Origin of the sequence: Vibrio sp. SSH13-20, from assembly GCF_040104475.1 — a bacterium.
Lineage (GTDB): Bacteria > Pseudomonadota > Gammaproteobacteria > Enterobacterales > Vibrionaceae > Vibrio > Vibrio harveyi.
The window spans coordinates 53,134-78,236 of the sequence record NZ_JBECOU010000001.1 but is presented as its reverse complement, the minus strand read 5'-3'; the positions used below and the strand labels follow the sequence as shown (position 1 = coordinate 78,236).

Below are 25,103 nucleotides of genomic sequence, written 5' to 3'. Positions count from 1 at the left end.
TATTTAATCTTATAACTGAAGAATACTAATAAGAGAAATCATCAAAACCATCCGTTGTTAATAATGAATTTCGCATTTAAAACAAAAGATGGAAATAATATCAAATTCGAGTTTTCTAATATATTGACGTAACCCAAGAGTAGTTTGAATAGAAAGTCACCCATTAAGGTCGATAAAAATTACACAAACATTCACAAAATGAATAATTAAAGGCAGAGAACTCTAATTACAACACAAATGGGCTGCATATCTGTGAATTTATATTCATTTAACGATTTTTTATAAATTTGCATTTTATGTGACAAAAATCACAACAATGTGAAACAAAAGACACAAATGTCAATAAACTTAAGCATCAATTATCTCATCAACTCTCAAAAGTGAAGGGAAGCTTAAGGTTGTCTTTCTCTGTTCTTCTTACAATAAAGTTTGAATTATTTATCAACAATAGCAGTAGGTTAGCGCCGGCAGTCTCTCATAAAAAACTGAGTAGCAGGCATGGAAAGACGTTAAGAGTAAAAGCACTAACTTAATAAATTTCGGGTTTGAATATTCAGCGAATCAAAACGCACACTTATGCTCTGGGTAAGCTGCCAAGGCGACAGCTCAATCTTGAATGGTTTTGTTACCACAATTTTCACAGATCAAATGACGAGAAAAATCGTCCATCGAAGCTAAAAAAGCACCGAAGACAGCACTTTTGAGAAACCCAGTAATGAACTCTTTCTTCCCCCGGTTTTTATCACCCTCAAAAGCACTTTTCTTTCTAACTAAAACCACAACGTGGTGCGTTTCCACTCCACATTTAGGACACAGAAACACTTCTGTCTTTCTTGACATATTAGCCTCCTAGGTAGGTATTTCTTAGCAACGTAACGATTACCATGACCGTGCATCAACTTTGGCTCGCAATGCTCGAGCATACTCGGTTAACAGCCTTGCATTGTCTGCGCTTTCAGCGTCTCCACAAACTCGACCTTGATAGGTAATATTGGGGCTGGAATAGATAGGTACTATGTTCTTTTCGTAGCTCATGATGGTTCCAGAGTCACCACATAATGCAGCATGAGCATACCGCTTGATCTGTAACTGGTTATCCTCAGCTGTCATGGATTCAAGTGTTCTACCTTGAACTTGAGATGATAGCGTTTCTAAATCATGTTGTGCCCATGCTAAGTGCCCTAGTTCATGCTCCAAAGCTAGTGGACCAGCTCGTACATCGGAAACCACGAAGTTAGGAAATACATCAACCCATGTTTCTGCTATTTTGTACTCAAAATCAAAGTAACTGCTGTCCTCACTTAACACCAACACGACATAGAAATTTGGTTCCTGATACGCACGTTCCAACAAACTGCTGTGTTGCAGGTTGAGTTCGTAATGTGAAGACAACATATCTTCAGGTTTAGCGTTGTGAGCATCAAAGAACTCATAACCAGCGCTCTTACGGATCATAGGAACACATGAGTTTGCGAGAATAAGATTCGAAAGGGCTAAATCTTCGCCGATTCGCTCTTCCAAGGCTTCTATGCTGAAGTCATTGAGAATTGAATAGTCAAATACGAATTGAACCCAAGTCTCCACTTTTTCTTCGTCAGCGCATTGCGAAAGTACGAGCTTTTGAGAGTCAAAATAGAGCAAAGCACTTACGAACGCCGTCCCCACAATTAAGCAAATACTTACAACTTTCAGCTTCATACATTCTTCTTATGAATTTCATAGACAACAAAAATAAGCATATGAAATTTATAAATTAATGAAATTGATATGTAAACAAGCGCTTATTGACTATGAGAATAAGCGCCATGAGTAAGCATGGTTATTCGTCCTCGTTTAGACGACGAATCAATTTGGCTGGCGTTCCACCATATAAACTATCTGGCGGCACATCACTGTTCACCACTGAGTTGGCTGCAATCACAGAACGAGCGCCAATGGTTACGCCTTGGTTGATGACTGAGTTCCCGCCAATCCAAACGCTATCTTCAATCGTGATTGGTTTACAAAACGTTTCCCATTTTAGTCGGCTACGGTAATCCAGCGAGTGAGATGCAGTGTAAAGCTGAACACTTGGTCCAATAAGCACATGATTACCAATGGTGATTTTAGCGCCATCAAGCATCACGACATTCATATTGATAAAGGTCTCTTCACCGATTTCAATCGTTTTACCAAACTCACAATGGAACGGCGCACGGATGATGCTCATCCCAACCTTGCCAAATAGGTTCTTTTGCAGTGCATCACGTTGGGATTCATCGGTGTTGCCATTGAATGCCATCAATGCATGAGTTGCGTGGGTTCGAATCGCATCAATTTCTTTGTCTGCGCCATCGAATACTTGGCCTGACATCATTTTCTCTAGTTCGGTCACAGGATCTTTCCTACAGCTTTTAACGTAGCTAGGTTAATGCAAAAGAGGAATAAAAAAAGAGAAAAGCACGCGCTTTTCTCTTTCCTATTTTATTTAAGTGGCACTAGGGTCGGTTACACGATTTCCCAGCTGTGAGTCATCTCTACGCCCTTACCGAGCATCAGGCACACGGAACAGTATTTCTCTAACGAATCAGCAGCAACTTTCGCTACGATTTCTGGATCTAAGGCTTCACCCGACACTTCAAAATGAATGTTCACTTGAGTAAAAATACGCGGTGCCGTTTCACGACGTTCGGTTGTGAGCTTCGCATTAACAGAAGCCACTTTCTGACCTGCTGACTTCAATCCATCAACCACATCAACAGAACTACAACCACCAGCAGCCATCAATACCATCTCCATTGGGCTTGGTGCAGTCGCACCGCCATTGCCATCCATCACAACGGAGTGACCAGATTGAGACTGACCTAGGAACTTAAAGTCTTCGACCCATTTTACTTCTGCTTGCATGGTTTCCCTCATTATTACTTCTGTCTCATCGGCAACCTATCACCAATGAGCGTTTGTTTGGTGCCATTACTGTAGCCCTCCGGTATAAAAGGGCAAAGAATTTTTCACTATTGTTGCAATTTTTTAGCTCTAACTTCTGTCTCCTTACGTAACATTCATTGAGAAAAATGACGTTTGAGGAAGTTATGAAGAAAGTATCTAAGCTATTGGTGGGATTCTCATTCACACTCCCTGTACTGTTCATCTTATTAAGTAAAACAGGCACTGCCGATACCATGGATAAGGTGAACGCATCTGGCAAAACCGACATTGCTACTTTGGCTGGCGGCTGTTTCTGGTGTACTGAATCAGATTTAGAACAATTACCGGGTGTGTTGGACGTCGTATCTGGTTATTCAGGTGGTGATTTAGCAAATCCGACCTACCGACAAGTCTCTTCTGGCAAATCTGGCCATATAGAAGTGATTGAAGTGAAGTACGACCCAAGCATTGTTAACTACGAGCAAGTTTTGGATTACTTCTTCCGCCATATCGACCCGACTGACGACAAAGGCTCATTCGTCGACCGTGGTCCCCAATACCGTCCTGCGATCTTCTACCATAATGCGGAGCAAAAACAGATTGCTGAGCAATTTATGATGGAAATCGACAAGGCGATGATTTATCCGAAGCCACTTAAAACGGAGCTTATTGAGTTTGAAAAGTTCTACCCTGCGGAGTCTTACCATCAGGATTACCACAAAAAGAGTGCCCTGAAATACAAATATTACCGCTATGCGTCAGGTCGAGATAAATACCTAGATGAAGTGTTTGGTGAGGATCGTAAAGACAACCCAAAAACACTACGCGAGCTTATCAACGAAAAAGATCTGATGACAAAACTGAAGGTCTATGAAAAACCGTCTGATAAAGAGATCAAAGCGAAGTTGACTGATCTGCAGTACTACGTAACACAAGAAGAAGGCACAGAGCGTCCCTTTAACAACGAGTACTGGGATAACAAAGAAGCGGGCATATATGTGGATATTGTCACTGGTGAGCCACTGTTTTCATCGACGGATAAATACAAATCAGGTACAGGTTGGCCAAGCTTTACTAGACCAATCAATCCAGGTTACATCGTTGAGAAGACCGACTTTAAATTGGTTTATCCACGAACAGAGATTCGCAGCAAGTTTGGCGATTCGCATATTGGTCATGTTTTCAAAGACGGACCAAAACCAACAGGGTTACGTTATTGCATGAACTCAGCAGCCATGAAGTTTGTACCAGTAAGCGAAATGGCAAACCTAGGTTACGACGATTATCTGTACCTATTTGATAACTAAACTCGCTTAAGACAACGAATTAGGAGTGAACATTCAGAACGATGAAAGGTTTTAAATCCAACCTTCCCATAAAAGTCTGTCCAGTCTGTGAGCGCCCGTTTTCTTGGAGAAAGAAGTGGGCGCGAAATTGGGATGAAATCGTTTATTGCTCTGAGCGTTGCCGAAGAAGAAAATCAACGAAGACGTAGGTCACTCCGAACCTCTCTAGTGCGTATTTTGCCCCAGTAAGTACAATCTTTACCAAGGCAGTAATGCGCCATCATAAGCCCAAAATGCCCCGCTATCATGCGGGGTTGCTTTTTCTATTAACCCCAACAAATCCTTTGCAACTCGCTCTGGCGTGAACAGTTTTCCCTCTGGCACATTGGTTTGAAAAGGCGCAGACAACGCCGTATCGGTGGTTCCCGGATGGAGCGCGAGTACCGTGCCATGCTTGAGCATTCTTTGCCACTCAATTGACATGGTTTTGAGGAACATATTCAACGCGGCTTTTGAGGCTCGATAGCTATACCAACCGCCCAATTGGTTATCGTTAATACTGCCAACTTTAGCAGAAACAGTCGCGAACTTAGGCTGTGTGCTGCGTTTGAGCTTAGGTGTAAAGTACTTCGCCAGCAGTAAACTGGGCAAGGTGTTTACCATTATCGTTTGCTGGAAAAAGTCTGCGTCGAGAGAACTCAAATTCTTCTCCGGACCTTTCTCTTGGGTGTGCAACATACCCACGCAGTTCACCAACCAATCAACATGCTCGATGTACTCACTGAGCGCTTTCACCTCCTCATCTTGTGTCACATCCACTTGATGCCAAATAACATTGGGATGATGCCAGTTGGGGTGTTGCCTACGATAGGTCGCGTGAACACGAGCGTGAGGAAAATGTTCCGCCGCGCACGCAACCATGGCAAATCCAATTCCGCCATTCCCACCTACTATCAATATTTCCATTACAAGCTCTCCAAATTTTCCATGTAGTGCTCCGCGGTTTCAAGGATAGCTTGTCGTTGCTGTGGTTCCATATTGTCCCAAGAGCGGAAAATCATCCCGATACGAGGATTGGTCGCCAATCGCTTGTCATGCTTGTTCATAAAACGCCAATACAAGCTGTTGAATGGGCATGAACCTTCACCACTGCGTGCTTTGTTGTCGTAATGGCAGCCCTTACAGTAGTCGCTCATTTTATTAATGTAAGAACCACTAGCTGCATAAGGTTTAGTGCCGACAATACCTCCATCAGCAAACAGCGCCATACCACGTGTGTTTGGCATCTCTACCCACTCGATCGCGTCAACGTATATACCGAGATACCATTCATCCACTTGAGATGGTTCGATCTCAGTTAGCAAACAGAAATTACCAGTGACCATTAAACGTTGGATATGGTGCGCATAGGCGTAGTCAAGGGACTGACCAATCGCATTACGCATGCACGCCATTTTTGTTTCGCCATTCCAGAAGAAATCAGGCAGTTTTCTGCTCGCTTCCAGTTCGTTCTTTTTCGGGTAATGAGGCATGTTCGCCCAGTACACTCCGCGGATGTACTCTCGCCAACCTAAAATCTGGCGAATAAAACCCTCAACCTGAGAAATATTAATGTCTGGGTTTGAGTGGAATGCCTTGAGTGACGCATCAATGACTTCTTGCGGGTGCAGTTGTTTGCTGTTGAGAGAAAACGAAATCCGACTGTGATACAAACTCCATTTAGCGTCGTGTTGCCCAGTCATCGCGTCTTGAAAACGACCAAAAAGAGGCAAGCAAACTTGGCAAAAATGAGCAAGTAGAGACAAGCTTTGAGCACGGTTAATCGGCCACAATAAATCCCCTTCAAAGTGCCCTATCGTTTTAATTCCATGACGTGTTAATCGCGCTTGTATTTCACTGACATCGGTACTAAACATTAAAGGTTGTGGCAACTGCTCAATATCTTTAGTTTTGAGTTTGTTGCGATTATTCGCATCATAGTTCCACTTCCCCCCAACAGGTTTGCCATCTTGCATTAAGATGTTGAAACGCTTGCGCATGCGGCGATAAAAGTGCTCCATCATGATGTGTTTGCCTTGCGGGAACTGCTCTTCGATCTCTTCAAACGGCAACAAAAAGTGCTCTGAATCAACGCAACGCGTTACTACGCCATTGAGCTTAAGTTTGGCAAGTTGTTCCAATAATCGGTATTCATCAGGGCGTTGATATTCAAACTTGCTTGCACCAACTTCGCTGACAAAATGCTGGAGAAGTTGCTCAAGATCCCCAAAAGATTGGGTATCATCCAACGTAAGATGCAAGACTTGATGACCTTCGCTCTGACGCTCTTTCGCAAACTTTTCCATTGTAGAAAAGAACGCACATACTTTTTGAATGTGATGCGTCACATACGTGCTCTCTTGCTTTAACTCTGCAATCAAATAGAGAACGTGGTCATCAGGTTGCTGAAACCAAGTATGTTCGCAATTGAGTTGATCACCCAAGATCAACCGAACGGTATCAAACTGCATCATGATTTCTCCGTAGAAGACGCATTGCCATGACTTTCCATCGCAATCGTCCAATCAACCATGTCCACATTATCCAAACGTGCACCATCACAATGCCCATCCCACTTATCAATAAACTCATGGTTGGGGTCGTACATTTGCGTCTGCTTTTCAAGATTGAATTGCCTTGAACCACGAGGGTCCGCACCAACGCCTGCGAGGTATTGCCAATTTCCCCAATTTGAAGCCACATCGTAATCAATTAATTGAGACTCAAAATATGCAGCGCCATAGCGCCAATCTAGCCCTAGTTCATGTACAAGGCAGCTCGCGACCAGTTGTCTGCCACGATTCGACATGTACCCAGTTTCATTGAGTTGATGCATACACGCATTAACGAGCGGGAATGGCGTCTCGCCTTTTTTCCATTGTTGGAAACGATGGGCGTAAAAGCTGGTCAATGGCGTTTGATTGCGAATCCCACCAAAATGAAACAGCTGCCGACCATATCGTCGCGCATACCAATAAAAGTACTCACGCCACAGCAATTCAAAGTAAATCCAATACGTCGAATCATTAGCACCATAATCCGCTTCATAACGCTTTAACATGTCCACGATCCTTTTCGCCGAAACACAGCCATGTGCTAACCACGGAGAGAATTTAGTGGAATAGTCCATGCCATCTAAACCGTTGCGTGTCTGTTTGTATTCACTCGCAAGCGGCGAATCAAAATACCGACGACAATGCTCAAGCCCCGCATGCTCTCCCCCAGCAAATGGCATTGGCTTTAAGTCGCGAGTTAAGCTCAATGTTGGTAAAGAGAGACCTTTGGGTAGTGGTGGAAGTGTGGAGACTCTGTCGGCAGGTTGCGAAATAGATAGCTTTTCTACTTGCTTACGAAACTGGGTAAAGGTATCAGGTAGCGCATTGAGACTGAACGGGAGGTCAGCCAACCTAAATAAACTTCGCACTTCGTGCTGAACAACCGTTACGTGGCGTTCCTCCGCCTTAATTTCTTCGATGACATTTTGCTCGTCGCAACCCGGCATAGCATCAACGTAAAGCCTTGTAACACCAAGATTTTTGAAGGCATGTTTTAATGCTTGATAAGGATGCAAGTCGACAACAAGCAAACGTTGTTCAAGTGCATTTAAAGACAGGTTGAGGCAGTGTAATGACTCATCTAAAAACTGTCTTTTTGGCTGACCAAACTCGGATGTTTGAGCATAGTGCGCCAAAAATGGTGAAACCTTGGGATAACAGTAAAGACAGATAAGAAAATCCACTTCTTCTGCAGCTTTGGTCAGATTTGGGTTGTCATGCAGTCGCAAATCATTGGTAAACCAATACAGTCCTATTGTTTTGTTCAAACGAAGCTCCTTTTGGCACTTTTCTGTTATGCGCATGCCAGATTCTACGAACCTTAGTTGGTCAAGATCAGCACTTCGTTTACATTGCTCAAAACTCCATCACCCAAACTTTTATGGTAAACAGAATGTTACGAAGGATTTTATGAAATTTTAAAATCAAGACTAATATTCATGAAACCATTTGATTATTTGCTCATATTTTTTAAGAAAACCAAGCAAAAATGACAAAAAATAAAGCGATATTGTTTTATATCCGTTACCCTTAGCTTAATTCCATTTTGCTTGTAACACTGCAGAAATGACCGACGAATTTAAGAAATCAACCGCGAACCTAAAAAAAGCGGTACCACTGATGATAAAAAACCACGTAGCGGCAACACCAGCCAACTACGCACTGTGGTACACCTACGTAGACAAAACTATCCCAGAGCTGAATCAAGAATTAGATATGGTTCTTGAGAACTATGACGTCTGCCCACCAGCAATGCATAAGCAGCTCTATAACAGCTATGTTGCGAGTAAAGCAGAAACCAGCTTAGAAGAACTCAAAACAAATGTAGAAGTGCTTTTGGGCGAAGTCTCTAGCTCGATGACTGACACGATTACCGACACCTCCTCCTTCTCCGACATGGTGGATAAGAGCTTTAACAAACTAGAAAAAGTTGAAGACAATAGCCTCAGCATCGAAGAAGTGATGAATGTAGTGCGTCAGCTTGTTGCAGAGTCTCGTGAAATACGCCACTCGACGAAGTTCCTAAATAGCCAACTCACAACGGCTAGCGAAGAGATCTCTCGCCTTAAGAATCAGCTAGCAGAAGTGCAGAAAGACGCCTTGTTCGATGGCTTATCCAACCTGTATAACCGTCGCGCTTTCGATAACGACCTGCAAATGCTGATCGATAACAACCAAGCAATGACACTGATCATGTTGGATATCGACCACTTCAAAGCATTCAATGACAACTACGGTCACCTATTCGGAGATACCGTAATCAAAGCCATTGCTCGTCGACTGCAACAAAGTTGTCGTGACGGCATCAGTGCTTATCGCTTTGGTGGTGAAGAGTTTGCCCTTATCGTACCAAACAAGTCACTGCGAATCGGTCGACAATACGCTGATACGCTTCGTCGAATGATTGAAAAGCTGCGTGTTCGTGACAAACGTTCAGGGAGCCAAGTACAAAGCATCACCGCCTCTTTTGGTGTTGCAGAATTTGAAGTTGGTGACACGCTCGATAGCATCGTAAACAAAGCTGATAAACAATTGTATGAAGCGAAACAACTCGGTCGTAACCGCGTAATGCCGCTTTAACACAGTCAAAACGAACAGGCGAAAGCCATTCAAACTGGCTGAAAATATAAACAAAACCCCAAGCAAGTGCTTGGGGTTTTGTCTTTCTTGGGCTGGCTCGTTATTCTCTGTACTTCTTAGCTCATTAATCAATGCTATAGCAGTAGCTTAAGAAGTAATCGTCGCCATTTTTCGCGGTGTACTCTTTGTCTTCACTGCACGCCATTGGCTTTCCTTTCTTATCGCCTTTGATTAAGCTGATCCAATGACGCATCGCGGTCGGCGCATTACCAATTAGCTCAGGGCTAAAGGTAGTACGCGTTTCCAGTTGGATGTCGTCAATGTCCATCAACTCCACACAACCCGTGCCTTTGTGACAACCGAACATTACTTCAACGTGACTGCCTGATTCATCTTTGAATAGGATCGATTTTGGATCTTCTTTCTCTCCTGTGTACGCCACAAAATGCTTTGGACTTTTCAGACCACTGTGTGTGCCGTCCTTGAAGTACGCCATTACATGTCTGTAGTCGATCACGTAGCTTGATACATCTTGGTGTGACCCACTCTCCAATGGGAAAATACGGTCCAGTAGTTGCTTCGCCTTAACTTGCTTCTCGCTCTGCAGCTCAGCACTTACCGCCTCGACGGCAAATACGGCTTCAGCGATAAATGGGCGTTCTTGTTGTTGGATGTCTTTTTTATCGAAGTTCAGCATATTCATCGTCGTTTCCTCGCACTTAAACACTCTTCCTAGAGTAAAAACTTAAAACCTCTGTTTAAGTTTCAGGCAAATCTGTGAAGTTGATGGTTAATTTCCTTGCCTGCTCATTATGTAGACTAGCGAAATATTGACTACAATTTCACAACAAAAATTTTACAATGTGAATTTTACAAAATGTCTGTGTCAAAAAGTCTTATCCGCCAATCTCACTTCTTAGGAACGAAAATTCGTAACCTAAGGAAGAACAACCATTTAACGATGGAAGATTTGTCTGCGCGTTGCGTTAGGATTAATCCTGAATACGCTCCGTCAGTTTCTTACTTATCCATGATCGAACGTGGAAAACGCGTTCCGAGCATTGATATGTTGGAAGTGATTGCCGAAGTTTTCCAAAAAGAACCCGCTTGGTTTTTGGACGATGAACCAGAGCTAGAAGCCATTACCCCCAACAAAGGTAATCGTGGTGGCATCAACGGAATGGCGCTCGAACCAAGCTTTTTATTCTCTAACGACATCTTACAAATCGCGATACCGGAAATGCTCTCTCAAACCGGCATCACGGGGCGTCAGTTCGCTCATCTCTTGATTCGAGCGCATCAAGAGAACCACCAAAACCACTTCCCGGACTTAGAACGAGCGGCAGAAGAGGTTGGCTTAAAACGTCTTAATCTTTCGGTAGAGGATCTGATTGATATTGCGAAAAGCATGGGATTGGATATTCGCTGGGTAGACCGCGCGCCACAAGATGTGATTGATGAACTCGGTGTGAGTGCCAAGCAGTTGATCACCTCGTTTATGGAAGCACCAGGGACCATCTACCTCAACAAGCGCATGCGAGACTACCCGACTCGATTGAAGTACGACTTAGCGGTATACATTGGGCACCGAGTGCTGCACAGCAGTGACGGCATGAATAACGTGTTGTCGATTGGTCACCAGAACAACTGGGAACAAAGCGGTTCGCAGGTTTCTAACTCTGAACTCAACTCACAAGATATTTTACAAGCGTGGCGCGATTTCGAGTCGAGTTTCTTTGCTGGGGCGTTGTTGTGTCCGAAAGTGCCATTTCGTCAGTTACTTGACCGCTCTGGCTATGAAATTGATGTTCACAAAAAAGCGGGCGTCTCGCCTTCTGTCGCGATGCGCCGCATGACGGTAGTGTCGCCATACCCACACTGGCATTACTTTGATGCCTATGGTCCAGGCAAACTGAAAGCCGTATATCGCGGTAATGGTATCCCTCTGCCTTGGGGGAACATGCGTAAAGTCAATGACCCTTGTCAGCACTGGGCGGTATTCCGCCGCTTATCACAACCGCTGGACACCAGCTCGGCGCAAATTTCGATTCTTAACGTCGGTAACGAACCTCGCATCTATTGCTGTGAATCGGTCAACGTATTTGACCCTGCAGGTAATAATCGCGTTCTGTGTGCAGGTATTGACCTCAATCCAGCGATTTCAGCCCAAGGTGGTGATGCGATTGCGATTGCTGAAGAGTTGAAATCACTGTGTGTGTCTTCCGGTGGTAGTACTGTGATTCCACAGCACATCAAGAAAGATCTCACAACGATTGCCAAAATTCTCAACATCAATTGGATCGAACGAGGGATTCAAACTCAAGCAAGATTGATTTGTTCAAGAGGAGCAGTGTGTCCAAGGCAACCAAGTTGTTATAACAAGTGTGGCGAATCAGATGATTTGGGCGATGAGAGGCAAATTATTGAACTCTAAAAAGAAAAAACGCCAATCACAATGAGGTGATTGGCGGTATATACTTGTGAACAATGTGTATTCACTAACAACGTCAGTTGGCTAGGTGACCCTCGGCTTAATAAGGGTCACTCTGTATAAAGCACGATGCGTGCCAACTTTTAAAACTGCGTTTTTTCTTCGATCTTGATGCATATTGATGATTTATTAACCACACATTTTGCAAATCGCATTTGCAAAATGCAAACAACTGCAAAATATGCCACAACATGCATTGCTACTAATCCCTTTATCAGCAATGTCCTTTCTTAGTGATAAGAACGGCTTAAATGAAAAAGCCTCGCTAAGTGTGCGAGGCTTTCCGTTTAAATGTTTTAAGCGGGTGCTATACCATTCGTTTTAGCCGCCATAGTGTTTCTGTTGATACATTCGCTCGTCGGCGATTTTCATCATTTGCTGAGATGAAATCATTTCAGGGTCAAACATCGCGTAACCCATGCTGGTTCGCAGGTATATTAATTCTTCTTCATAGATCACCGGCGTTGAACACAAGGCAAACCTCAGTTTTTTCAACAACGCTTGAATGTTTTCTTCAGTCTTAGGGTTATGCACGATGATAAGAAACTCGTCGCCCCCCATTCGCGCCACAATATCTGATCGGCGCAATGTGCTTTTGATTCTTTCTGCACACGCCACCAACACCTTGTCCCCTGCGTCATGCCCATAGGTATCGTTAATATGCTTAAAATGATCGAGGTCGATGTTAACCAAGGCAAAGCTATAACGCTTTTTATAGCGCTTGGCGATCTCAAACTGCTGTTGATAAGACTTCATAAAGTAACGACGATTTGGCAGCTGAGTAAGCTCATCATGCAATGCACGGCTGTCCGCTACAATGTATAGGCGATAAATAACAATGAGCGCAATGCTCAAAGCAAGCACGATCGGATAGCCAACTAAACGCGCCATTTGTAATACATACCAAGGCACTTGTTGTTCTAACTCACCATTGGAGTACACCGCCAGACTCCAGCCACCATATGGGAAGAACACTTGCTCTTTGGCATAAATGTCCTCTTCTCTTCCCGGATTGCCAAAGATAACATCACCTAGCTCACCGCCACTGTCGTAGCCACGCATCGTCATTTGATATTGGTAAGAAAAATCAATGACACCCGTTTCTCTCAACAAACCATTGAAATCGATCACCGCACTAATAACGCCCCAATAGTCTTTATTAGTCGGAGGATCGCGGAACACAGGAACACGCACAATCAACCCTTTACCGCCTTGTACAAGCTCGACAGGACCGGCGATAAATATCTCTTCAATGTCTTTGGCTTTTTGTACCTGAACCCATTGAGTAGGCACGCTACGATAATCAAGACCAATCACACGTTCATTGCCCTTTCGAGGGTATATATAACCGACGACATCATTTTCTGCGATGCCAATAACAGTAATGTGATTACTTTTGCTTAAGATACGATTCGCCGCCAAATTCAGCTTGTGTGTTTCGCTGTTCGGCAGCAATGTGATAAGCGTAGCCAGAGTGCTGGCCTTATATATGTCAGCCATCAGTTCCGCTTCCAAATTGGAACGCAGCATAGAAAGTTGTTCTTTGGCCTCAACTTGAACTCGCTCTCGGTGCAGACTGAGCTGATTTTGGTGTAATAGCTCAATAACTCCAACGCACAGGGCAAAAAAAGTGAGGAAGAACAATGCAAAGTAACCTTGCTTCTTCGGTGAGTACCGCATCTGTTCCCCACTAACTCATGGCAAACCAAGAGTTTTCTTTATTTATTGTTAAAATACTTATTTACTAAAAGAATAACCAATAGCCATCGTAAAGGTAATAAATATTTGTTCATTTTATAAAAGAGAAAGGTAAAGTGAGATGCAGGTACAAGGCGATTTATTCAAAAGCTCATTTTGGCAAGAAGTAGCACAAGGCAAGATCTACCATGATCCTCACTTTCTGAGTCATTCAGAAGCCGACCATTACTTTTCCCAATTGCGAACAACCCTACCTTGGCAACAAGAAAGCATCATGATGTTTGGTCGCTCAGTTCTACAACCTCGTTTGCAAGCATGGCACGGCGATGCAACGTACACCTACTCCGGGCTCACAATGGCACCTCACCCTTGGACCACAGAACTTAGTGATCTCAAAGGACGCTGCGAAACCATTGCAGACGTTTCGTTCAACTCAGTATTGGCAAACCTGTATCGCAATGGACAAGATTCAATGGGTTGGCACCAAGACAACGAACCAGAATTGGGAAGCAACCCGATTATTGCGTCGATTAATTTGGGGGAAACTCGTCGGTTTGTGCTAAGGAATTTACATTGTAAAACCCAAATAGAGTATGAACTCAGCCATGGTTCACTGCTTATCATGGCAGGTGAGCTTCAGCACCATTGGAAGCATGCTGTCCCAAAAACTGCAAAAACCAAAGGAGAACGCATCAACCTAACGTTCCGCCATATCGTGACTAACTATTGACTGAGCCATTACATACCGATAAAGCATTGATGGTAGGTTTGAATTCTGGCTTTCTAACGGAATGTGTATATGCGTATCAAACCTCTCAGCTTAGCCGTGTTGCTCTCATGCTCACTGGTTTTTCAGGCGCAAGCCTCTCAAGAGTCTCCAGCTTTGACCTATTCACAATCTGCTCAGTTGATCAAAAGTACCTATGAGTCACAGCTCTATACCTTACCAGCGTTTCGAGAAGGGCATTTCGGTCTTCGTATGTACCGCCAAACTTTGGATGATAAATACTTACCTGCGGTATGGACTGACATGGCGCAAGTTGCCAGCCGTTTAAATCGCTTTGCCAGCGATGTCACCACACCAGAACAGATTTTTCTGTATTCAGAGGAACGTTTAGCCAGCTACCATGACGACGAAGACGAGCGCGGGCAGCGCCGTTATACCGTTACCAAACATCAACCAGAATACTTGTATTTAGGTGTTGATTTACTTGGCGCAATGGCACGAGCCGATGAGTATGGTTTAAAACACAAGCAAGACAAAACGCTGAGAAGCATACTAAAACGTTATGACTTTGCTCGTTACGCCACTGACCCCGCCATGATTGAGGCTTGGGCAGCTCAGTTGGCGAATCAGGTTTATTGGTTGCGTCAACTCGGCGAGCAAGATGTCGTTAAAGCGTTTACAGATGCATTCCGAAGCACCTACCCAGATAGCCTAGATAAGAAGCTCTCACCGCAACAATACGGCAATAAGATCTACGGCATGACACACATCATTTTTGGAGATTCTCAGTACTACCAAAAACAGGTTAACGAAGCCGATCATCAATGGATCTATGACTACTTTCGCGACAACATAGACACCATCATTCTCCGTTCAAAAGAAGATGTGATTGCTGAAGTCGGCATTACTTTCTTGTTGGCTGGTTTGGATAACGATCCGGTTGTTGAAAAAACACGTCAAGCGATTCAAAGCGCCCTTAATACTGAGCAAGGCATGATCCCTTCTGTGGATGGTGAGTTCGACCTAGCTTATGGTGAACACCGTAATGTCCTCGCGATCATGCTGTTAGATTGGCAAGGAGTGCATCAAGCACCGACGGTAAAAAACCAACCACAAGCGTTTAGTTCAGTACCATACGGATTGGTACCCAAGTCGTAATCAACCTTACTGAATCTAGTTTGAGATCAGGAAGCAGAGCTAAACACTCTGCTTCTTAAGCATTTGCTCGTAGCGAACCAAGCGAAAATCTTGAAATCCTTGCATCACGCTCCGGATCATTGGGTTCTCAAAAAATTGCCGGCTGGTTCCTGTGTAGAAAGTGATGCAATGACTTGAACAACATCGTTCTAAAAAACAATCTTCCATAAACTGATTCAAGCTATGATCCCGAATCGGGAAAAACACCATCAAATCTTTACTAATTTCAGCAATATGATTGAGTAATTGAGTTCGAATTGACTTGGTCAAAAATACAACGCTGACCAAGTAAATGGCGTTATTCTTCTGTTCATACACCACATGTCCAATCAGCATTTTTTGGTAATAGAAACAGTAGATTTTAGGTTGATGAAGCTCAAGCTCATTCAGAGTTTCGACAAGCTCGTTCCCATTCAAACGTTGATGGGAATCCATAACTAATGATCTATCTTCTCCTTCCAATTTATCCAAAGATACGTGACTGGTATGCGTGATCTCATACTCGTACACCGTACTTAAATTTTGGAAGTTGACCGGATGTTGGAGTGCTTTCTTAACACTCTTCAGCTCTTGAGTATCGTAGTGATATGGTTGCTGAAAGAAATGTGCGATCCCGAGACGTCGCAGTAACGTCGGCTCTATTTTCCTCCTCTCCCACTGGCTCAGCGTTGCTTGATTCAAGCTAGAGAATACACGGTGTGAAGAAGAAAGCAGCTCCGCCAAACTGTCTTGTGAGTATTTATATTTCTTTCTAAAGTGCTTCAATGTATCAGCAAATTGAAGTCGGTCGAACTGCATTTTTTCTCCTAGCCAAACGCCGTTAGTTTCGAAAATATGTATATTTACACACCAAATCTTGATTCTGTACGTCAATCACAATTCAACTCAAAATACCCGTATTACACGACGTTATCTGTAACGCCTTCGGGGTAATTCGCATGCAGTGGAGAAGCTTCTTGTTCAAAACCAACGCGACTGCCCCTCGGAATCACGACTAATCCACCATCCGTAATGTGAAAACGTTCTTTGTCTCTCTCCGGCTTTTCCCCAATCACGGTACCCGGAGCAATCTGAACATCTTCTTCAATGATAGTACGTGTAATGCGACTATTTTCTCCAATTTTACACCGTCCCATTAATACGGACTCGTGCAGAATACTGTTTTTACCCAGCTCACAATCCACACCAATGACTGAGCGAATTGAACACGCCCCCTCAATATGGCAACCAGAAGCAATATAGCTGTCCTTAACGCGGACTTTGATCCCTTCAATATCGCAATATTGGCTTGGTCGTTGCGATTCAATTTGTCGGCTCAGCAACGCACTGGTAGATGGTTTGCTAGTATCACTTTGTTCCGCCAGCATCATCATTTGTAGTCGCCAATAATCATCAATGTTATTGACGTTGTGCCAGTACATAGGCGCTTGCTTTGCGTCAATCTCGCCGAGGTCAAACAACACGGTTTTTACTCTACGCGCAAGCAGTGCAACGATGTCCTTGGTCAAATCATGCTGACCATCCAGCTTCTTGGCATTATTGAACAAACCTTTGACCAACACGGGGCGCTGAAAGAGGTAATTTTCCGTTAATACCATGGCAAAGCCTGGTTTGTTTGGAATTTCTGCTGGAATTGGGGGCTGGTGTTGAATATCAATGACTTGACGGTGTTCATCTAACTCAACGACATGATACTGAGACGCTTGTGCGACAGGAACCTGAGCCACAACTAACGTGAGTTCGGCATTTTGGATTTGATGGTAGTGCAACAAAGAAGAAATGTAATTGCGATGGATTTGCTCACCACCGACCAGCAAGACATGTTCATCGGAGGGTCGATTGATGACATCTAAATGCTGCAATAAAACATCAGTCCAATTCTGTTGCAGCTTAGGTAATAACTTAGCTTGAGAATAAATGGGTTCGAGCACTTCGATTCTCGATTTGTAGTGCTGCCATGCATGCTTAAGGTGAGCAACTAACGGTGCGCAATAAAAACGACTGAGGACAAGATTACGCTTTATTCCTGCTTGAATGAGGTTGGTTAGCGAAAAATCAATTAAACGGTGAGAACCTACGAAAGGTGTGATGGATTTACAGCATGTTTGAGTGAGTGGACCTAGCCCTGTCCAACCTTTATCGGTTAATACTACCGATACGACTTTTGACGTCACGTACGACTTCCTTATTCTATTAATAAATTAGAAAGTAAATGCAAACCGTACGCAAGCACTATTCAATCCTGATGTGAATTTACTCAATAATGAATATTGTCGAGCAATAGCCTACCTAATATTTAACCTAGCTCTCATTCAAATAATTTATAAAATAAAACCCGCCGAAGTGGCGGGTTTTGAATGGCTGTTTATGTGGAGGCGTTCCTTATAACGAGATAAAGATACCTGCTAAACACGCACTCATTAAGTTCGCTAATGTACCAGCCGCTACCGCTTTGAGACCCATGTTCGCTACATCTTTACGACGTTCTGGAGCCATCACACCGATAGAGCCAAGTTGAATTGCAATAGAACCGATGTTCGCGAAACCACAAAGCGCAAACGTGATGATCACTTGTGTGTGTTCAGTCAGCGTTGCTTTATGTTGTACGAAGTCGATGAATGCAACAAATTCGTTCATTACGATTTTCTGACCGATGTAAGAACCTGCCGCTAATACTTCGTGACCCGGAACGCCGATTAACCAAGCGAGAGGGGCAAATAGGTAGCCAAAGATCGCTTGTAGCGTGATGCCCGCAAAGCCGAACATTTCGCCTAGGTTTTCCAGACCCGTGTTCACCATTGCAATCACACTCACAAATGCGATCAGCATCGTACCTACCGCAACCGCAACTTTCATACCACCCATCGCGCCGCTTGCTAACGCGTCGATCACGTTGCTCTCTTCAGACTTATCCAATTCGATGTTGTTGTAATCGCTTGGCGTTTGACGCTCTGGCACAATGATTTTTGCCATCAACAGGCTACCTGGAGCAGCCATGAAGCTCGCTGCGATTAGGTATTTCAGCTCTACACCTAGACCTGCGTAACCACCTAGTACACTACCTGCGACTGACGCCATACCACCAGCCATTACCGCGAACAGTTCTGAACGAGTCATGTTTTGCAAGAAAGGACGGATAAGAAGTGGCGATTCGCCTTGAGAGAGGAAGATGTTACCTGTTGCAACAAGAGATTCTGCTTTGCTGGTCCCCAAGAACTTTTGGATGGCACCACCGATAAATTGAATCACTTTTTGCATGATACCCAAGTAGTAAAGGGCAGAGATAAGAGCGCTGAAGAAGATGATGATAGGAAGAACGCGAACCGCGAAGATGAAACCAGTAGAAGCGAGGTCACCGAAGAGGAACTTGATGCCTTCATCGGCAAAACTCAATAACCCAGCGACACCATTGCTCAAACTGGCTAACGCCGCTTGTCCCCAAGGGAAGTAGAGCACCAAGGCTGCGAAACCCATTTGAAGCAGCAATGCTCGAGACACGGTTTTCCAATTGATTGAAGAACGGCTCTCTGACAGCAGGAACGCACAACCTAATAGTGCAACAATACCAAATAGACTAAATAGAACACTCATGAATCGGACCTACTGAACGTTGAAAAAGAAAGGAATGCCAAAAGCATTGGCAGAAGAAAGGGACAACGCATCGAGTGACAACGCACTCGTAGATCCAAATTGAAGGAAGAACGGATAGTTCGACATCTTATTTTTACCTTATACAAGCAATTGAACGTAGCTGGTCCGGTCCGTGGGGTCATTCACTGCTGGAGAGCTCTCGACTCTTCCTGCTCCATGTGACGGCTTGTATGGGTAAGGGTCCTGAACAACGAACCCTAATTCCCGCTTAAACGGGTCGCAAGTATAGCCAACAAAAAGAGATATTCATCACATTTATTTACGCAAACGTTCAAGCGTTCATAATTTAAGCAAAGATGCTATTTTGTGGTCATACTTGTAGGGGAAATAGGGGTATTAGGAGGGTGACGAATAGTGAAATCACCAAAAATGAACAATAAATGTCCAATCGAACACCAAAGACCAAAAATGAGCAATTTTGCTCTCGCCAATCTATGGATTTTGGATATACAATTTGGAACGCTTCATTTCGAAGCCTCTGTGTATTCAGAGCATCATGATGCCGAGATGGTGAAATTGGTAGACACGCTAGCATGAGGTGCTAGTGCCTTAGGTGTGAGGGTTCGAGTCCCTCTCTCGGCACCATTCCTTTCTTTCAAAGAATTTAGAGTGTAATGCAAAGTTCTAAACAGGCAAAACAGTCCGCTGACGCTAATCAATTACTTAGCGAGCTTGCGGTGCACGCCTTATTACACCTGCACTTCAAAATCCACGCATCATCGCGAATTCTTCCTCTTAAAGAACGTAACGACCTACTGCAAAAATGGCTTAAGCCTAAGCTCAAAAGTAATCGCTACAAACTGATTAAAAAGCCATTAAAGTCTCTGACTCAGCAGGCAAAAGGGGAAAATGGCAATCTAGAAGCTTTACTTGAACGTTGTGTAGGTGCCGATAAACCTAGTAACCCACAACCTCACCTCGATAGCTACCTACTGCTGATCAACGAAGTCGAGAAGAAATTGGGTACGACGGTTCTGCTTTCTCGTCCTGAAGATGTCGATTTATCCCACGACCAACATGGTTGTTTGCTATGTGTTCTGTCTGATAACTTAAACCAACACTTCGACGATAATAACGCCTTAATCGCACCTATTTCGATGCTTTTCCGTGGACCTATGAGTCAACGTTCTCTGTTCTTAGGTAGTATTTATGCCAGCAATACCTTCAATTACGAAGTGCTGTACCAAGACGAGCAGTTTGTGCGAATCACGCTGGATTTAGCATAACTAGACACCCAGATGAGTTAAAAAAGCCGCGAAGTTCGCGGCTTTTTGCTTAATTAACGTTTATCAATCTCTGACGTATCGACAACCCGAAGAGTTCTCAATCCAGTTCGCGGAAACGAGCCGTAAAGTGGCGAAGTACTGGAGGTTCGTATTCAAACGTCAATCCTTTTAGTTCATCAGCACGATTCTTCAACTCGATGATCGCATCGGCGATGTAATCCATGTGATCGTTGGTGTAGACACGACGTGGAATGGTCAAACGCATCAACTCAAGTTCTGAAGCTTTTTGTTTACCCGTTTCCGGATCTCGACCAAGCAACAGTGAGCCAATCTCTACCGCACGAATGCCTGCCTCTAAATACAAGGCATTACACAGCACCTGTGCAGGGAATTGATCCGCGGGGATATGCGGTAAGATCTTCGCCGCATCAACGAAGACAGCATGACCACCTGTTGGGTATTGAATTGGAATACCCCCTTCGCGTAGACGTTCACCCAAATATTGTACTTGGCTAATACGGTAGTGAAGATAGTCTTCATCCGCACCTTCATACAACCCGCGAGCCAAGGCTTCCATATCACGACCCGCCATACCACCGTAAGTGACAAAGCCTTCCATCGGTACACATCGTGTTTGAACCGCTTGGAAAAGCTCTTGATGATCGCGAATACAACACATACCACCAATGTTCACCATCGGGTCTTTCTTCGCAGACATAGTGAGCATGTCGCCGTACTGGTACATCTCGCGAATGATTTCGAGAATCGATTTGTTCTCATAACCCGCTTCACGCTGCTTGATAAAGTAAGCGTTCTCACAGTAACGAGCCGAATCAATCACCACAGGGATGTCGTACTTGGTTGCGATTTCGTACACGCTGCGCATATTTTCCATCGACACAGGCTGACCACCAGAGCTGTTACACGTTACCGTCGTGATGATCGCACAGATATTGTTAGAACCGTGTTCTTCAATCGTTGCCACCAGCTTATTGAGGTCAAAATTACCCTTCCAGTCGTATGGTGTGGTGGTATCAAACGCTTCTTCCGTCACCACGTTAATCGCTTTACCGCCATTGAGTTCAATGTGACCCGCAGTGGTATCGAAGTGGTAATTCGAGATAAATACGGGCGTTTCACCACCGCGAACCTGACGCATACGCTCAATCAAAGCTGGGAATAGAATTTGCTCCGCCCCGCGACCTTGGTGCGCTGGCACAGTAAGCTTGTAACCAAAGAAATGCTCCACCGCATCGCACAAGTTGTAATAGTTACGACTGCCAGCATAGGACTCATCGCCCATCATGATGCCTGCCCACTGATTGTCACTCATAGCACCAGTGCCAGAGTCGGTCAGCAGATCGATGTAGACATCATCACTACGAAGAAGAAATGGGTTAAAGCCCGCTTGTTTAAGGGCAACTTCTCGGTCAGCCAAGGTCGTCATTTTGATTGGCTCAACCATTTTGATACGGAACGGTTCTGGGATACGTTTCATTGTTAATTTCCTTATACGCACGACCCTACGCACTTAAGCGTAAGATTAAAAACAAACTGATAAATTGCTTTTCAATGCGGAAGCATTGAGGAAATTAACGTGCAGAGATTTTGCTAAGAAGAGACAAGCAGTAGTCTAGGTTGTACCAGAACGACAGCACCAAACGGCTATCGAGAATATCCTTAATTCTCATCGTCTTCGTCCTCCTGATAAAAAGAAAAGCCAGAAACCCCATGTCTCTGACCTTTTCAATATAGTGCAGTTTTCAACCAAATTTCAGTGAAGCTTACCTCATTTTACGAAGGTCTCACCCTTTTCATTCTGCGTTTGATGTTGTTCTCTTTGACCATGTAGTCGAACAAAGGAGCAAACAAGTTGGCAAACAGAATCGCTAACATAATGCCTTCCGGATAGGCGGGGTTGAGTACACGGATAAATATCGTCATCACACCAATCAAGATACCGTAAGCCCACTTACCACCGTTAGTGAACGCAGCGGATACTGGGTCTGTCGCCATAAAGAAGGTACCAAACGCAACACCACCAATCACAAAGTGCCAGTAAAACGGCATAGAGAACATAGGATTAGTATTCGAGCCAATCGCATTAAGCAGTAGCGACGTCACAGCTAAACCCGCAAAGACCCCAGCAACAATTCGCCACGAAGCGATCTTCATAAAGATCAGCACCAAACCTGTGAGCGCAATCAACAAGGTCGAGACTTCCCCCATTGAACCCGGAAGGTTACCAACAAATGCGTCCATCCATGAGATTGGTTGTCCCGTCATGTTGTTCGTCAAAGCACTTTGACCACCTTCATACCATTGGCTCAGCGGTGTAGCGCCAGAGTAACCATCTGCCGCAACCCAAACAGCGCCGCCAGACATGTTAGCGGGATAAGCAAAGTACAAAAACGCGCGCCCAGCCAATGCTGGGTTTAGGAAGTTACGCCCCGTACCGCCGAAGATTTCTTTCGCCACTACGATACCAAAAGTGATACCCAGCGCGGCTTGCCACAATGGGATGGTAGGCGGGAGAATTAAAGCAAAAAGAATAGAACTGACAAAGAAACCTTCATTCACTTCATGTTTACGAACGATAGCAAACAGCACTTCCCAGAACCCACCAACCACAAAGACAGTCGCGTAGACAGGCAGAAAGTACGTGGCGCCGACAAGCATTTTACTTGCCCAACCTGCTTGGCTTGCGACTTCTACCGAGCCCCAAACCCAGCTTAGACCCCAAGAGGCATCAATGACTTGCTGCGCTACCACTTGGTCAAGACCATAGAGCAAAGCATCGCTGGATTGTTGCCCTATGTTGTACATGCCCCAGAACATCGCGGGGAAAACGGCTAGCCACACCATGATCATGATGCGCTTTAAATCGATGCTGTCTCGAACATGGGTAACGCCATGATTCACTTTACCCGGCGTATAAAAAAGGGTTTCAACAGCTTCGAAGAGTGGGTAGAACTTGTGATACTGGCCTCCTGGTTCAAACTTTGGTGAGACCTTTTCAAAATAATGCTTCAGACTCATAACGTCTCCTCCTCTAAAGAGTGTTACGAATAGCCATCGAAAGGCGATCGTTTTTAACTCTTTCATCTTTCCGATACGTATCTATGAGCTGTTACGGAATGCCTCGTGATTATGTAAACCGTGAAAGTCGTGCTTATACTCAATCAATAACAAAACAACGGAGTGAATTATGAAGTTAAGGATGATGTGGACGGCTGTTTTGGTGTTATCTACCCTGCCATTTGCAACCAGCACATTTGCAGTCGACAAACAAATGTCACCAGCTTTGAAGAAGAAAATGCAAGCCATCTGCAGCTCACAAGGTGGTGTACCAGGTGGTTGGCAGATTGCGAAAGTTACACCAGATGCGGAGCGCTCACTCAGTATGATTCTGCATCAAATGAACGCGACGGATAAGCTAAAACAAATCAATGATGTGAGAACTCAAGTCGTTGGCGGCATACACTACGCGATGGAGTTTGAACTCAAAGACGGGCAAGTGTGGAATGCGATTGTGTTGCACAGCGCCCGCGGCGATTACATGATCGAAAGACACGCCAAGAAGGGCGAACTTTGCCCTAAAGAAGGCGAGTCATAAAGGCTCTTCCAAATACAGCAAAGGCGACAGTTTAGTCGCCTTTGTTATTTTCTGGTTTAGCAACAGCTTCAAACGCTCGTGTAAACTGATAACTCATAATCTGAGGTCGAATCAAATCGCATGCTAAATCAGAAGCATCATGCTTGGTAATTGGTAAATGTTCCGATAGAACCTCTTTGGACTCTTTATCAACCGTTTGAAAAGATTCAACAATTCTTAGAGGAACGTGAAACTGACGATCTCTCACAAGAAAGAAATAGTATTGGAGATGCTCGCCATACGTCGCTGCGTTGTTAATCTCGCTACCAATTTTTACCGCTTCAACACGACTGCCTTCACAATCAAATTTAAACACATTGGTAATTTCTGCTTCCATAGAGCCTGGGACATAGACCACATAGTCAACACTGAGATCATGACTAACTAATACATAACTCTCGTCGCGCTCGTGCAGTTGATACGCAAAAGAATAAAATGCACTACAAAGCAAAATGAGCCCCAGCGGTGTCCTCATTCGGTCTTCCACTCATTTATGACTTTACGTACGAGACTCGTCTTAGCATCGGTATATTTTTCGATGGTAATTTCAGCTTGCTTCACCAAAGAAAACTTCAGAGCTAAGTACTCACTTCTAAGCTCAGCATTTCCATTTAGTCTATCTCGAAATTGAATCCAGTCTCGCCACAACTGTCCTTGATACTGAGTGAGGTGCAGATAGTGTGTTTTGACTTGATAAGAATCATCGGTGAACTTTGCAAAGACAATCTCATCTTGCTTTTCCACTTTCAAGCGCAGAAATCCAACACTTTTCAGTGCATCAATCAGCTTTGGAGAAACATGAGGAAAGTGCTCAATACCTAGCACAATATCGATAATGGGTTTGGCAGGCATATCCAAAATAGCAGTACTGCCAATATGCTCGATTTGAGTTGGCGGAATCTCCGTCACTAACGCCAGTTCAGATCGGCTGCGTGCAAACTCCTGCCGCCATGCTGGGTCATGTTTAACGACGTCTACTTTGTGATTGGCTAAACCTAGTTTCATCCATCCCTCTCCTGATAAACCCAAGTATCATAAGAAGGAAGTAATCCAACCACCAAAGTAAAAGCCAAACTTCCGGCACACCCGAC

General features: G+C 44.2%; 24 protein-coding genes and 1 tRNA gene. 9 read left to right on the top strand and 16 right to left on the bottom strand.

Annotated features, from left to right (window positions below):
* Positions 1–606: 606 nt before the first annotated feature.
* The 4 genes from ABMY42_RS00375 to ABMY42_RS00360 form a co-directional block, all read right to left on the bottom strand.
* Complete coding sequence (locus ABMY42_RS00375) at positions 607–840, bottom strand: hypothetical protein (protein WP_005445432.1); 234 nt, start codon at positions 838–840, stop codon at positions 607–609.
* 39 nt (positions 841–879) lie between these two features.
* Positions 880–1,698: a hypothetical protein gene (locus ABMY42_RS00370; RefSeq protein WP_274791012.1), complete on the bottom strand. Its 819-nt coding sequence runs from the start codon at positions 1,696–1,698 to the stop codon at positions 880–882.
* 121 nt (positions 1,699–1,819) lie between these two features.
* Complete coding sequence (locus tag ABMY42_RS00365) at positions 1,820–2,374, bottom strand: sugar O-acetyltransferase (protein ID WP_009696882.1); 555 nt, start codon at positions 2,372–2,374, stop codon at positions 1,820–1,822.
* A gap of 113 nt (positions 2,375–2,487) precedes the next feature.
* On the bottom strand, positions 2,488–2,886 hold the full coding sequence (locus tag ABMY42_RS00360; protein ID WP_009696881.1) for an OsmC family protein: 399 nt from the start codon (positions 2,884–2,886) through the stop codon (positions 2,488–2,490).
* A 185-nt stretch (positions 2,887–3,071) separates the two neighbouring features.
* Between ABMY42_RS00360 and msrB the strand changes: the two genes are divergently transcribed.
* Together msrB and ABMY42_RS00350 are read left to right on the top strand one after the other, a co-directional pair.
* Positions 3,072–4,214, top strand: a complete 1,143-nt coding sequence (gene msrB / locus ABMY42_RS00355; protein ID WP_069688308.1) for a peptide-methionine (R)-S-oxide reductase MsrB — start codon at positions 3,072–3,074, stop codon at positions 4,212–4,214.
* Positions 4,215–4,255: 41 nt separating this feature from the next.
* On the top strand, positions 4,256–4,402 hold the full coding sequence (locus ABMY42_RS00350; RefSeq protein ID WP_005453360.1) for a DUF2256 domain-containing protein: 147 nt from the start codon (positions 4,256–4,258) through the stop codon (positions 4,400–4,402).
* A 49-nt stretch (positions 4,403–4,451) separates the two neighbouring features.
* Here the strand turns inward: ABMY42_RS00350 and ABMY42_RS00345 are convergent, their stop codons facing one another.
* The 3 genes from ABMY42_RS00345 to ABMY42_RS00335 are packed head-to-tail and all read right to left on the bottom strand — an operon-like array spanning position 4,452 to position 8,055.
* Positions 4,452–5,159 (bottom strand): SDR family oxidoreductase, encoded by a 708-nt coding sequence (locus ABMY42_RS00345; RefSeq protein ID WP_069688005.1) that lies wholly within the window; start codon positions 5,157–5,159, stop codon positions 4,452–4,454.
* On the bottom strand, positions 5,159–6,703 hold the full coding sequence (locus ABMY42_RS00340; protein WP_349266095.1) for a cryptochrome/photolyase family protein: 1,545 nt from the start codon (positions 6,701–6,703) through the stop codon (positions 5,159–5,161). Before ABMY42_RS00340 ends, ABMY42_RS00345 begins: the two co-directional genes overlap by 1 nt.
* The gene (locus ABMY42_RS00335) at positions 6,703–8,055 is read right to left on the bottom strand and encodes a DASH family cryptochrome (protein ID WP_349265840.1); all 1,353 of its coding nucleotides are present in this window, start codon (positions 8,053–8,055) and stop codon (positions 6,703–6,705) included. The genes ABMY42_RS00340 and ABMY42_RS00335 overlap by 1 nt, the downstream gene beginning before the upstream one ends.
* Positions 8,056–8,353: 298 nt before the next feature.
* Here ABMY42_RS00335 and ABMY42_RS00330 point away from each other — a divergent pair, with 298 nt between their 5' ends.
* Positions 8,354–9,367, top strand: coding sequence for a GGDEF domain-containing protein (locus ABMY42_RS00330; RefSeq protein ID WP_005453351.1), 1,014 nt, complete (start codon positions 8,354–8,356; stop codon positions 9,365–9,367).
* 124 nt (positions 9,368–9,491) lie between these two features.
* On the opposite strand, the gene ABMY42_RS00325 is transcribed toward ABMY42_RS00330, so the two are convergent.
* The gene (locus ABMY42_RS00325; RefSeq protein WP_349265839.1) at positions 9,492–10,070 is read right to left on the bottom strand and encodes a hypothetical protein; all 579 of its coding nucleotides are present in this window, start codon (positions 10,068–10,070) and stop codon (positions 9,492–9,494) included.
* 174 nt (positions 10,071–10,244) lie between these two features.
* Here ABMY42_RS00325 and ABMY42_RS00320 point away from each other — a divergent pair, with 174 nt between their 5' ends.
* Positions 10,245–11,801: a DUF3612 domain-containing protein gene (locus ABMY42_RS00320; protein ID WP_026138189.1), complete on the top strand. Its 1,557-nt coding sequence runs from the start codon at positions 10,245–10,247 to the stop codon at positions 11,799–11,801.
* A 378-nt stretch (positions 11,802–12,179) separates the two neighbouring features.
* Here the strand turns inward: ABMY42_RS00320 and ABMY42_RS00315 are convergent, their stop codons facing one another.
* Positions 12,180–13,538 carry a diguanylate cyclase gene (locus ABMY42_RS00315; RefSeq protein WP_005453344.1) on the bottom strand — a complete coding sequence of 453 codons (1,359 nt, stop codon included), beginning with the start codon at positions 13,536–13,538 and terminating at the stop codon, positions 12,180–12,182.
* 139 nt (positions 13,539–13,677) lie between these two features.
* On the opposite strand from ABMY42_RS00315, the gene ABMY42_RS00310 reads away from it, so the two are divergent.
* The gene (locus ABMY42_RS00310; RefSeq protein ID WP_349265838.1) at positions 13,678–14,286 is read left to right on the top strand and encodes an alpha-ketoglutarate-dependent dioxygenase AlkB; all 609 of its coding nucleotides are present in this window, start codon (positions 13,678–13,680) and stop codon (positions 14,284–14,286) included.
* Positions 14,287–14,355: 69 nt separating this feature from the next.
* Complete coding sequence (locus ABMY42_RS00305) at positions 14,356–15,441, top strand: DUF3541 domain-containing protein (protein WP_349265837.1); 1,086 nt, start codon at positions 14,356–14,358, stop codon at positions 15,439–15,441.
* Between the two features lie 39 nt (positions 15,442–15,480).
* Here ABMY42_RS00305 and ABMY42_RS00300 read toward each other — a convergent pair whose 3' ends face one another.
* The 3 genes from ABMY42_RS00300 to ABMY42_RS00290 all read right to left on the bottom strand — a co-directional run bounded on the left by ABMY42_RS00300 (position 15,481) and on the right by ABMY42_RS00290 (position 19,071).
* Positions 15,481–16,278, bottom strand: coding sequence for a helix-turn-helix transcriptional regulator (locus tag ABMY42_RS00300; RefSeq protein WP_349265836.1), 798 nt, complete (start codon positions 16,276–16,278; stop codon positions 15,481–15,483).
* Positions 16,279–16,379: 101 nt separating this feature from the next.
* Positions 16,380–17,654 (bottom strand): sugar phosphate nucleotidyltransferase, encoded by a 1,275-nt coding sequence (locus ABMY42_RS00295; protein ID WP_009696873.1) that lies wholly within the window; start codon positions 17,652–17,654, stop codon positions 16,380–16,382.
* Between the two features lie 208 nt (positions 17,655–17,862).
* Positions 17,863–19,071, bottom strand: coding sequence for a NupC/NupG family nucleoside CNT transporter (locus ABMY42_RS00290; RefSeq protein ID WP_005432553.1), 1,209 nt, complete (start codon positions 19,069–19,071; stop codon positions 17,863–17,865).
* A 561-nt stretch (positions 19,072–19,632) separates the two neighbouring features.
* Between ABMY42_RS00290 and ABMY42_RS00285 the strand changes: the two genes are divergently transcribed.
* Together ABMY42_RS00285 and ABMY42_RS00280 are read left to right on the top strand one after the other, a co-directional pair.
* Positions 19,633–19,716 (top strand) — tRNA-Leu (locus tag ABMY42_RS00285).
* A gap of 29 nt (positions 19,717–19,745) precedes the next feature.
* Positions 19,746–20,357, top strand: coding sequence for a DUF2913 family protein (locus tag ABMY42_RS00280; protein WP_009703776.1), 612 nt, complete (start codon positions 19,746–19,748; stop codon positions 20,355–20,357).
* 97 nt (positions 20,358–20,454) lie between these two features.
* On the opposite strand, the gene ABMY42_RS00275 is transcribed toward ABMY42_RS00280, so the two are convergent.
* Positions 20,455–21,855: a tryptophanase gene (locus ABMY42_RS00275; protein WP_005453331.1), complete on the bottom strand. Its 1,401-nt coding sequence runs from the start codon at positions 21,853–21,855 to the stop codon at positions 20,455–20,457.
* 296 nt (positions 21,856–22,151) lie between these two features.
* Positions 22,152–23,396: an NADH:ubiquinone reductase (Na(+)-transporting) subunit B gene (locus ABMY42_RS00270; RefSeq protein ID WP_349265835.1), complete on the bottom strand. Its 1,245-nt coding sequence runs from the start codon at positions 23,394–23,396 to the stop codon at positions 22,152–22,154.
* A 169-nt stretch (positions 23,397–23,565) separates the two neighbouring features.
* Between ABMY42_RS00270 and ABMY42_RS00265 the strand changes: the two genes are divergently transcribed.
* Positions 23,566–23,973: a cystatin gene (locus tag ABMY42_RS00265; protein ID WP_349265834.1), complete on the top strand. Its 408-nt coding sequence runs from the start codon at positions 23,566–23,568 to the stop codon at positions 23,971–23,973.
* Between the two features lie 31 nt (positions 23,974–24,004).
* Here the strand turns inward: ABMY42_RS00265 and ABMY42_RS00260 are convergent, their stop codons facing one another.
* Both ABMY42_RS00260 and ABMY42_RS00255 read right to left on the bottom strand, forming a co-directional pair.
* The gene (locus ABMY42_RS00260) at positions 24,005–24,499 is read right to left on the bottom strand and encodes a hypothetical protein (protein WP_230844728.1); all 495 of its coding nucleotides are present in this window, start codon (positions 24,497–24,499) and stop codon (positions 24,005–24,007) included.
* Complete coding sequence (locus ABMY42_RS00255; protein WP_045487081.1) at positions 24,484–25,017, bottom strand: GrpB family protein; 534 nt, start codon at positions 25,015–25,017, stop codon at positions 24,484–24,486. Before ABMY42_RS00255 ends, ABMY42_RS00260 begins: the two co-directional genes overlap by 16 nt.
* Positions 25,018–25,103: the final 86 nt, after the last annotated feature.